Origin of the sequence: Nitrospira sp. KM1 (assembly GCF_011405515.1) — a bacterium.
Taxonomy (GTDB): domain Bacteria; phylum Nitrospirota; class Nitrospiria; order Nitrospirales; family Nitrospiraceae; genus Nitrospira_C.
Window position 1 is genome coordinate 798,849 of record NZ_AP022671.1, and the last position, 10,683, is coordinate 809,531.

10 protein-coding genes are annotated in these 10,683 nt (G+C 56.3%); 4 read left to right on the forward strand and 6 right to left on the reverse strand.

The window, feature by feature from the left end; genetic code table 11:
* Positions 1–64: 64 nt before the first annotated feature.
* The 4 genes from lptG to lpxD all read left to right on the forward strand — a co-directional run bounded on the left by lptG (position 65) and on the right by lpxD (position 4,009).
* Positions 65–1,156, forward strand: coding sequence for an LPS export ABC transporter permease LptG (gene lptG / locus W02_RS03710; protein WP_173044929.1), 1,092 nt, complete (start codon positions 65–67; stop codon positions 1,154–1,156).
* A gap of 157 nt (positions 1,157–1,313) precedes the next feature.
* Positions 1,314–2,570, forward strand: coding sequence for a beta-ketoacyl-ACP synthase II (fabF, locus tag W02_RS03715; protein ID WP_173044931.1), 1,257 nt, complete (start codon positions 1,314–1,316; stop codon positions 2,568–2,570).
* A 9-nt stretch (positions 2,571–2,579) separates the two neighbouring features.
* Positions 2,580–2,888, forward strand: coding sequence for an acyl carrier protein (locus W02_RS03720; RefSeq protein WP_173044933.1), 309 nt, complete (start codon positions 2,580–2,582; stop codon positions 2,886–2,888).
* Positions 2,889–2,890: 2 nt separating this feature from the next.
* Positions 2,891–4,009, forward strand: a complete 1,119-nt coding sequence (gene lpxD, locus W02_RS03725) for a UDP-3-O-(3-hydroxymyristoyl)glucosamine N-acyltransferase (RefSeq protein ID WP_173044934.1) — start codon at positions 2,891–2,893, stop codon at positions 4,007–4,009.
* 10 nt (positions 4,010–4,019) lie between these two features.
* On the opposite strand, the gene W02_RS03730 is transcribed toward lpxD, so the two are convergent.
* From W02_RS03730 to W02_RS03755, 6 genes are all read right to left on the reverse strand, one after another.
* Positions 4,020–4,541, reverse strand: coding sequence for a hypothetical protein (locus W02_RS03730; protein WP_173044936.1), 522 nt, complete (start codon positions 4,539–4,541; stop codon positions 4,020–4,022).
* A gap of 344 nt (positions 4,542–4,885) precedes the next feature.
* Complete coding sequence (locus W02_RS03735) at positions 4,886–7,030, reverse strand: HD domain-containing phosphohydrolase (RefSeq protein WP_173044938.1); 2,145 nt, start codon at positions 7,028–7,030, stop codon at positions 4,886–4,888.
* 99 nt (positions 7,031–7,129) lie between these two features.
* Positions 7,130–8,071 (reverse strand): hypothetical protein, encoded by a 942-nt coding sequence (locus W02_RS03740; RefSeq protein WP_173044940.1) that lies wholly within the window; start codon positions 8,069–8,071, stop codon positions 7,130–7,132.
* Between the two features lie 54 nt (positions 8,072–8,125).
* Positions 8,126–9,661, reverse strand: a complete 1,536-nt coding sequence (locus W02_RS03745; protein WP_173044942.1) for a response regulator — start codon at positions 9,659–9,661, stop codon at positions 8,126–8,128.
* A 36-nt stretch (positions 9,662–9,697) separates the two neighbouring features.
* The gene (locus tag W02_RS03750) at positions 9,698–10,147 is read right to left on the reverse strand and encodes a chemotaxis protein CheW (protein WP_173044944.1); all 450 of its coding nucleotides are present in this window, start codon (positions 10,145–10,147) and stop codon (positions 9,698–9,700) included.
* Between the two features lie 27 nt (positions 10,148–10,174).
* Positions 10,175–10,651 (reverse strand): chemotaxis protein CheW, encoded by a 477-nt coding sequence (locus W02_RS03755; RefSeq protein WP_173044946.1) that lies wholly within the window; start codon positions 10,649–10,651, stop codon positions 10,175–10,177.
* Positions 10,652–10,683 lie beyond the last annotated feature (32 nt).

Consider the following 10,683-nt stretch of genomic DNA (forward strand, 5'->3'; position numbering starts at 1 on the left):
GCTTGGAAGTCCATGCATTCCGGTAACCGGACTCTCGTATTCGCATCACCGCCTTTTCTGACCGATGAAGATTCTTTTCCGATATCTGCTGCGTGAGTATGCCAAGATCTTCATGATGTGCTTTTCAGGACTCATGACGATCTATCTCGTCATCGATTTTTTTGAAAAGGTCCGGCGATTTCTTCGCTACGATGCCAGCTGGCTCGATGTGCTGGCCTACTTTGCGTTAAAGGTCCCGGCCATTTCGTTTCAGATCGCTCCCCTCGCAATCTTAATGGCAACCCTCCTGACTCTCGGGCTTCTGTCCCGCAGCCATGAAATTACGGCCATGCGCAGTTGCGGAATCAGTCTGCCCTGGATCGCCTCTCCATTTCTTTCGCTGGCTACGGTGGTCGCCCTGATCCTGCTCTTGTTCAGTTCGACGGTCATTCCGCTGGCATCCAACAAAGCGGAGGAAATCCGCGCGATTCGGATCGAGAAAAAGCCGCCTTCCACGGTCGTGAAGCTGCCTCAGCCATGGGCGAGAATGGGGGCCGATCATCTGCTTCATGTCGCCACTGTGGCAATCGGCGGTGAAGCGCTCGGCGGTGTGCAACTGTTCCACTTCGACACGACATTCCGGCTGGTGGACATGACGGAAGCGGAAGAGGCGAGATACGCAGGCGGAGCATGGACGCTGTACAGGGGCTTCAAGCGTATTTTCAACCGGGACGGTTCAATCACCCTCAACAGCTTCGAGCGGATGCCGGTCCCACTCACGCTCATCCCTGCTGATTTCACCACTTGGCTGGCCAGTGAGTCGGAATCGATGACGTTCCGGACCATTCGGGAATATACAGGACGCCTGTATCAGAACAGTTCGCAGATTACGCGGTTGAGGACGGACTACTATGGACGTATCGCATTTCCATTCGTGACGATCATCATGGTCCTGATCGGCATTGCCTTGAGCCTTCGACGCAGCGGCGTGCGCGGTGGCAGTATGGCCATTGGCATCGGGCAAGCCCTGGCTATCGGGTTCTGCTATTGGACCACGCATTCCATCGCGATCGCCTTCGGCCGCGGCGGGGCCTTGCCTCCTATTGTTGCAGGGTGGCTTACCGATGTATTGTTCATGAGTTACGGCCTATATTTGATGCTCAAGGTTCGCTACTAAGACTTCAAATGATTCTTTAAGTACGGCAAGCCGAGACTTGGATCAAACCCACGCGTGAACAGTTAATGAGAGCCTGGCTTCGAGCGGTCGGCGGTTGACTGATTTCCTCGCTTCCGGTAAGTAATGGTTGGGGATTTTCCTAAGAGGAATGAATAGGATGCGGGCTCGTGTCGTGGTGACGGGACTGGGCGTTGTCTCCCCGATTGGGATTGGAATCAGTGAGTTCTGGAAATCGGCTTTGGCAGGCCGCTCCGGCATCTCCGCGATCAGAGGATTCGATCCTTTCCCGATAGACGGCTATCGCTCCAAAGTGGCCGGCCAAGTCCTCAATTTTTCTCCTGAACAATACATCGATTCCGTTCAACCGGACCGCGTCGACCGTTACGCCCAGTTTGCTTTGGTGGCGGCCAAAGAAGCCCTCACGGATTCCGGCTTGCAAATGACGAGAGAACGGCCGCACAGGGTGGGCGTCTTTGTGGGAGCAGGCATGGGCGGCATGGTTATGGGAGAGAGGGAAATTACCCAACTCTATAATCATCAAAAACCTCACCGTGTCCATCCCAATTTCATTCCTGTCATTACGCTGAACAGCGCATCAGGCATCGTGGCCATGGCATATGGAGCGAAGGGCCCGAATGTCACGATTTCGACCGCCTGTTCTTCCAGTGCTCACGCGCTGGGGCAAGGTCTTCACTGTATCCGCGAAGGCCGCGCCGATGCCGTAATCGTCGTGGGAGCCGACGCCAGCATCACACCGCTGGTATTCGCCGGCTTCTGCTCTCTGCGCGCCCTTTCGACCAAGCACAACGAACAGCCGGAGCGTGCGTCGCGGCCATTCGATTTGGGCCGTGACGGGTTCGTCATGGGAGAAGGAGCCGGGGCCCTGATCCTGGAATCGCTGCCGCATGCGAAAAAACGCAAAGCTAGAATCTACGCCGAAATCGCCGGGTACGCCGCTACGAGCGAGGCCTACCACATGGTCATTCCACGCGAAGACGGTGAAGAAGTCGCGACGACGATGCGCCTCGCCCTCGCAGACGCCGGCATGACCGCTTCGCAGATCGATTACATCAATGCCCATGCGACCTCCACATCGATTGGTGACGCCGTCGAGGCGAAGGCGATCCGTCAACTCTTTAAGTCACGCGCTGATAAAATCGCCATCAATGCCACAAAATCGTTGGTGGGACATACCTTGGGGGCTGCGGGATCGCTCGGAGGCATCGCGTCGGTGCTGGCATTGCAAACCGGGCAGATCCACCCCACCGCGAACTATGACGAGCCCGATCCTGCATGCACCCTAGCTGGGGTGAGTCGCACGACACAGGAACGGAAGATCAAGACGGCCCTCTTGAATGCCTTTGGATTCGGCAGCAATAACGCCGCCGTGGTTTTCAAACGTTTTGCCGCGTAGGAACATGTCATGAGCGATCGCGAAATCCTGCAAAAAATCATTCAAGCGCTGGCGGAATATCTCCGCCGCGATCCGTCATCGATCGATGAAACGTTTCACTTACGAGACGATCTCGGTTTGGACTCCATGGCCGTCATCGAGTTGCTCTATAAGATAGAAGAAACCTTCAATCTTCAGATTCCCGATCAGGATCTTCCCGCCCTCACGACGGTGGGAGCGGTCTCCGCTTATGTCCAAAAACGTCTGGCGCCGCAGAAACCCGCCGCATCGGCCAAACTGGCCAAGGCTGCCACGACTTCAAAAAAGAAAAAAGCGTGACCATGCCACGTTCCGACTCTCCGGTAACCTTGACGCAAATCCACACATTGGTTGGCGGCACGCTCCATGGGAGCGGCGAAACTCATATCTCCCATCTGGGTTCGCTCGGGGAAGCGCTTGATGATGCGCTCTCCTTTGTCGCCAACGACCAGGCGCTCCGGGCGGCAGGATCGCTCCGAGCAGGCGCCTTATTGTGTCACCGACACATTCCTGAACTTTCCATTCCCCAGGTGGTCGTGCAGCATCCACTGCTAGCCTTTGCGCAGGTCGCTCAAACCTTCTTTGTGCTGCCTTATAGGCCACGGGGGATTGGCGCGAATCTCACGAGGGGAACCGGCGTGAAAATCGGGGCCGATCCGTCAATCTGGCCGTTCGTCACCCTGGGAGACCACGTCACGATCGGCGCACGCGTGACGCTGTACCCTGGTGTATTCGTCGGCTCAGGAAGCAGCGTCGGCGATGACAGCATCCTGTACCCGAACGTCGTCATTCGTGAGGAGTGTTCAATAGGCGCTCGCGTATTCATTCACAGCGGCACGGTTATTGGGTCGGATGGTTTCGGTTACGTTCAACACCAAGGGCGTCATCATAAAATTCCCCAACTCGGGGGCGTGGTCATTGAAGACGACGTGGAACTTGGCGCCAATGTGACCATCGATCGGGCCACGCTGGGGCAAACTATCATTAAAAAAGGGACCAAGGTGGATAACCTCGTCCAGATCGCACACAATGTCACGGTGGGTGAACATGCCATCGTCGTGGCACAGGTAGGCATCGCGGGCAGCACAACCATCGACCATCACGTGATGATCGGAGGCCAAGCCGGGTTGGCAGACCATATTCACGTAGGAGCGCAAGTCATGATTGCGGCCCGAGCCGGTGTCAACCGCAGCCTTGAGCCCAACCAGATCGTCTCCGGAGCCCCGGTAATGCCGCACGAGACTTGGATGAAAGCACAAGCCGTTATTCCCCGCTTACCGGAGCTACGCCAATCGGTTCGGTCGTTGGAACAGCGGATGGCCGCGCTTGAAAATCTGAAGAAAACGCCAGAACCCCGCAAGCGGCGTGTATCGCAATCCGGCAGAAAGCCCTCCGGCCGCAAACGCACATCGTCGCGTTGAGCGAATCGACCTATTGCACGATGCCTCGCCAAAAGAATAACTTTCCCCAATAGAATCCCGCCCAAGGCATCATCAGCGCAGGTAGGGGACTGAGAGAACCCTCGGTCAACGCCCACGTGGACGCTCCAAGCAGCGTGGCGATCCCCCCGAGATAGGCAACCGGGACGAAGTTTCTGCCTGCATGATCAATAGCCGTTGCCTGCGAAGCCGTTTTTTGTTTTTTCCCCGTCCGTTGAACCGCCATCCTGATCCGAGCGGCAAATACGTCCGGAACAGTATCCAGCAGGTATCGGTGATAGCGAGTCTGCACCCAACCAAATAGAATACCGACCAGTAACAGCACCGAACTCATTACGAAGGTCGTCCAGGTATAGGAGCCGGATGAAAACAGCTGGTACCCCAAGCCAGCCACCCCGGCAACCATGCAAACCATTCCCAATATGCCGGAGGGAAATAGAATATAGGACCGCACGTATTGCTTCGCCTGCGCCTGAATCTCCTCTCCGCGCCACATCGCAACCAACTTTGCCAATGGAATCCTCCAAATCTATGCGAGCAGTCAGTGATGTTGCTTCCGACAGAGTTGCATCATAGCATTCTTCAGGCGACATAACATGAGGATGCCAATCCAACGGCTTCGGAGCGGAACGATACTCGGGCGCTCATCCACAAAAGATGTGAGCCAGGTGTGGATAAGTATGTGGATGGAACAACAAACACTCGTCATTCAGCCAAGAGTGTCTGATTGCCTAAGACTGAGGCAATGGAGGTTCAACGATTGCGATATGTAAAAGGGCTTCACGCTTCGGCCTTGGCAGCATCGCTGAACGCTGACAAAGCTGTAGCAGCCGACGGCTGAATGATTTAAAGGAGACCTCAAACGGGAAGAATTTCGGCAATAGCGACGCGTTCGACTCGGCCGATACTCACCCACTGTTCGGCCATAGGTTCCAGCGCTTCGATGCGCCCCATCACCGTTTCCAGACGTTGAGGAAGATTGGTCGTCTTTCGATACGCCGCAACGACAAGAAATGACCGTAGTCCTTGAAGGAACATACTGATCATGCCCGCCTGAACATGCCCGGCAGCCTGGTACAATGCGTCCACTTCCTCTACGACAGGGTCGAGTTGAGCAGTCGTGACGAAGTCCGTGACGCCGACCTCCCGCAACGCCGTCAGTTTCTGGCTCATGCGAGGCACTCGACTATGTATCTCATGCAGAAATTCTTCGTCCAGCTGATCCAATTCGCCAAGAATCTGCCGTATCCGCTCCGCCGTCACGTTCATCGGTTCCCGCTCGGCCCGCACAATGACCGCTTCCAGCACATCTCGCGTGGGTTGCATCGAGCGAGAGCGAACCTGCTGCAGATCGCGTAAGGCATTCAACAAAGAAGCACCTGAGACCGCATCGAGAGATCGGACAGGAACCGACCTGTCATGTTGTGTATCGGCATCCTGGATCTCGCCTCCGGCTTCAGGATGGGAATCACTCGATTCGCCGGCCGTTTCCCGCGGATCCGACAATCCAAGATCGACCTCGATCTGTGCAGAGTAAGGCTCCGCCTCGACCAATTCGGCCGCCTGGAGCTGTGATTCCGACTGGATGCTGGAAGCTCCATGCACGGCAGCGGCAATACGGTCGAGACCTCTTTGGAGTGACACGACGGCCGAGGTCATCGTCCGCATGTTCTGTTTTCCCACGCGATGTAAGACGGGAAGCAGATCGGTCACCATCCGTTCGATTTCCCGTTGATGGACGGTCGAGGCGGACTTGGCCAGATTGGTCAACCCATGCAACATGATGCTATATAATTTTGGACGAAGCGACGCTCTGGCTCCTTCTCCCAATTGGCGTAGAGCCGCGTGAATCTGTGCAAGCCATTCTCGCGCTTCAAGTGCAAAGAGCCCGATCAGTTCCTTCTCGAAATTCACATCCAAAAGAACCGGAAAGCCAGACATAACGGTGGGGCTTTCTTCATCAGCCTCAGGCGTTTTGACACGAGTCGAAATCGTGGCTCCGGCCTCGACCACTCCTTGGATGGCGGTGGCGAGCGCATCAAGACTTTCGAGAAGTGAGGAAAATTGGTCTGAGGTAGTCGGTGTCGTCCGTCGATCGGCGGGCATGCCGGACGGAAATGCGACTCGAGCCGTATCCGGGGGCTCGAGCGTTTCGACAATGGCCACAAGGGGAGTTCGGCTCAAGTCCAATTCGCGGGCCTCATGAGACCGCCCGCCATCGATGTGCAAAACCGGACGAAGAGGGAAATCTGGATTGATGCGCACGACGGCCCCCGACTCCCCCGTCGTCAATCTGACAAGCGTTCCGAGTGGATAGGCCGAGAGTTGTTGGACCAGTGCCTTGATGACTTCACGTGGAAATGCCTTTCTCTCTGCGACAATCAATTCATGAACCGCCTCATGTGGGAAAAATCGCCGTCGGTAGGACCGTGGAGAAATCAACGCGTCGAATACGTCGACGACCCCGATAATCTGTGCGAATTCATTGATCGCACGCCCCTTCAATTTGTTGGGATACCCCTGCCCATTCCAGCGTTCATGCGCCTGACGGACGACATCGGCAAGCCATGCCCATGCCGACCCTACCTTGTGAACGACGTGATAACCGAGTTCCGGATGCTGCTCGATCAATGTCCGTTCGTCGCCGGTCAATCGTCCAGTCTTCATGACGAGCGACTGCGGCACGGCGAACAGGCCCACATCGTGAAGCAATCCGGCCAATGTCAACCGATCGAGTTCCTCTCCGTGATACCCCAGTCCTGCCCCAATTTTGGCCGAAAGTATGCTCACGTTGATCATGTTGGTGACGAGCGGAGAGCCGATGGGGCCGGCCAGAGCATGCACGACGAGATGATCGTTTTGCCGAACGGAATCCCCGATGGCCGCTGCCACTTCGGATACGCACTCAAGGTCAGGGACTTCCTGCCGTTGAATGGCCGCAGCCACATCCGTCAGGGTGTGCTCAGCCCTTCGGTAGAGATCGACGGTTCGTCGGTCATCCATACGTGTTCTTCAATCCAGGGATTATTTGACGGACTGTCGACTTCGGCACGACTTGCACCAAGATATCAGGATGAGGGGGAAAATAGTCGGGTGTTGTGTCTATGCCTGATGACCGGCTTGCAGAACCCGGTCGATTGCCGCACGTTCCGTTCGTCCGCATTCAATCCATTGATGAATAAGGTTCTTCACAACGAGAAGACGATCTCTGACCGCATCGATCCGCCGAGCGGCCAAACGAACGCGATGCTGCGCACACACTGAGAGAAATGTCTGCAGCCCGGACAAAAAGGAGATGGCGGGGACGGCATTGATCTGCTGGGCGTCTGCCTGCAGTTGCGTCACGTCTTTTAACGACTCTTCCAGCATTCCTTCTCGAGGTCGCGAGGGTTCAGCCAATAGCAGAAGCCGTTCCGCTAACGCGTCGACGGTGATGTCCAGTGTCTGAGCAAATGCCTCCTCCGATTGGGACATTCTAGCAAGATAACCCTGAATCGCGTCTACTCCCGCCTGCTGAACTCCGGCTTTGATCTGCGCTTCCACTTGGTCCATCATCGCTCCGACAAGATTCCGATTGTAGGACTCTCCGGGAATCGGATGGCGCGGCAGGCTGCACAGGGCTTGAAGGAATGCTTCCAACGACACAGAAGGCTGGACTTGGGCCGGTCGCTCTGTCTCGCCATGATCTTCAAATGACACACCTGTGGCACGTGTCAATGCGCTTTGGATTTGTCCAAGTTGTTTGCAGAGTGAGAGAAAGTCTTGAACGGAAAATGACTTCTGCGGATCGGTCAAGGCTTCAATGAATGGAATGGCACCAAAGCTTGCCCGTTCAACCTCGGGAAGGTTGATTGTCGCCGCAGAACCACCGAGGTTCGTGACCCCACCGGTCAGTATTCCGATCAATGCGGCATGGCGATCAGGATCTGGCCCCTGCTGCAGTTCATCCAGCGCGACATGGATGTTCTGTAGCCATTCCTGTGCTTCCTGAACAAACAGGTCGACCAGTTCCTTCTGAAACTCATCTGAAGATTCCCCTGCCATGAATCCGGTCCCTCACGCTGTATGCACTCGGTGCACCGCACGCATCATATACGATCAGGACCGCCGCGCCCCGCTTCCCAATTGGGAAGCCAGTCCGGCAATTTCTCCGAGCTTCTTGGCCATGTCCTCAAATCGTTTCGTGGCTTGCTGCGCCGATTGCTCGGTCTCCGACACATGCCTCGTCAGGACGGCGTTCCGATCACGCTCCATTTGCAGTAGCTCCTCGAGTTCTTTGACTTTGGCCGCGATTCCTTCAATCTCCGCCATTCGTTTGGCCATTTCCTCCATACGCTGCTTTTCTCGGGCGAGGTCCTGGACGAGTTCCTCGGAGCGCTTCTGTTCGAGCGCATAGTCTCGTGCGATCTCCTGCCCTCGGGCTACTTCCTCCTCCAGGCCGTTCATCTGCTGCACAAGCTGCATCGCCGCCTGACGCTCGGCATTCAACGCGGCTTCGAACTCTCTGGCCCGATCCGCCATCTTCTGGACCTCGGCGAGATGCTCCGCCTGCTCAGCCAGCGCATGGCGTTCCTGCTGCAGCGCCGTTTCCAGCTCCGGCACGCGATCTGCCAATTCTTGCAGCTGCGAAACACGTTGCTTCACGAGTCCGCACTGTTCCTGTTCCGCCCTGAGCTGTACCTCCAATTCGCTCACGCGTCCTGCGGCGAGCATGAGGTCATTCGCGGTCTGCTTCGCCTGGATCGCAAGTTCCTGCTTGGCCACACGCTCAGCCTCCAACTCTTGAATCTGCCTTCTCAGCAGCTGCAGTTCTTCTTGGGACTTGTGCGCGACCAGCGCCTGCTCCTGAGCCGACTCCTTCAGCTCCTGCATACGCTGTTTCGCCTCATGAAGCTCTTCGGAGGCGCGGTTAGCATGAGACGCCTGCTCCTGAGCCGACTCCTCCAGCTCCTGCATACGCTGTTTCGCCTCATGAAGCTCTTCGGAGGCGCGATTGGCATGAGACGCCTGCTCCTGTCCGGCAGCGACAAGCGACTCGAGCTCCTTGATTCGTCCAAGCTGGCTCTCCAGTTGGGTCAGCTTGTGGCTCAACATCGCCGTCTGATCACGCTCTCGTTTCAGATCATCCTCGGCCTGCTTCAATTGCGTGGACACCTGGCGGTATGTTGCAAGTTGCTCCTCGCTGATACGTATTCCCTGTGCCGCCTCCTGAGTGGGCTGAACTGGTTCTGCCGACTTGACCGGCTGCGCCGGGGAGGCGTGCGCTTGCCGTTTGGCAAGCAGCTCCAGGACGCGATCCTTGAGAGAGGTTCCTTGGAAGGGTTTTTTGAGCACACCGTCGGCACGGCAGGATTCCGCCTGTTTCGCTACCTCATCGTTCACGATTCCGGAAATCAGAAGGACTGGGGTTGCGGCCAATGCAGATTGGGCACGGACAAAGGCGCAGACTTCGTATCCGCTCTTATCAGGCATAATCACATCGGATACGATGAGATCCGGACATTCCTTGGACAGAAATGCAAGTGCTTCTTCACCGTTCGCCGCGAGGCTGACTCCCAGACCGGCTTCCGTCAGCAGCCGTTCAGCCACTTTCCTTACGGCGATGCTATCGTCAGCGACCAGGACTTTCGGCATATCTGTTCCTTTCGACAAATCTCATAGCGGTCGAATCTACAATTGTTTTCCCAGACGATCGAGCGCCACAATGGCCACGTCAGATCCGTCGTGATCGAAACTCCCAAATGTTGCGATGTCAAGGCCAGAGGTCGGGCGGATGCGTGACGCCTCGATCGTATGCAATGTTGGTATGTCCTCATCGATACAAATTGCCATCGGGCCATCAACGTGTCGCGCCATCAAACAGAGTCTCGTTGCCCCTTTGAGACTGCGGGTCAAACGAGATGCCAAGTCGTACACAGGCAGCACGGCCTTCTCCTGTCTGATGAGTGAATTGACAAATGGGGTACGGCTCGGAACTGGAATTTGTTGATCCCAGGGTGATACGCCGCCGACATCTTCGGTCCGTGCAGCAAGCTTCAGCCCTCCGACAGAAAAGACAACAACCGTCCACGCCCGCTTCGCCGCTACGGTCTGTTTCTGCTGACGCGCAGCTCTCAACACGGTCGAATCGCCTCTCTCTGCATCGGGTTACTCATGTCGGGTAGCAGGTCCGACTAATGCCAGCTCTCCGATCTCGCCCAACACCCACTCGGAATTGAGGATCAATGCCAGATCATGCTGATAGGTTATCGTCCCCGGTATCCAATTTCGTTCTTCGGCCTGAAACTGGGGAGGAAGCGGCTGACACTGCTCTCGGGATACCTCGACCAATCCCACGACCTCATCCACTCGTATGGCGGCATGAGAACGATCGTTGGAATACAAAATGGTCCGAATCTCCCGGCTCTTCTTGTCCAAAAACGTCGACAGAAGACCTGCAAGGTCGACATCCGGATACATGGAACCGAGCCATGTCACGGCCCCATTGATGCCAGCCTGTTCAACCGTCAGCACGCCTCGCACGCAATCGGAAGGCAGAGCGCAATAGCGCGTGCCGTATCGGATGACAAGAAATCTCGCCGAGTCGACCGCGGTTACGGCTTTGAAATGTCCGCGCAAGCTCATACTTGGTGTGCCCTTGAGAACCCCCTGGACTG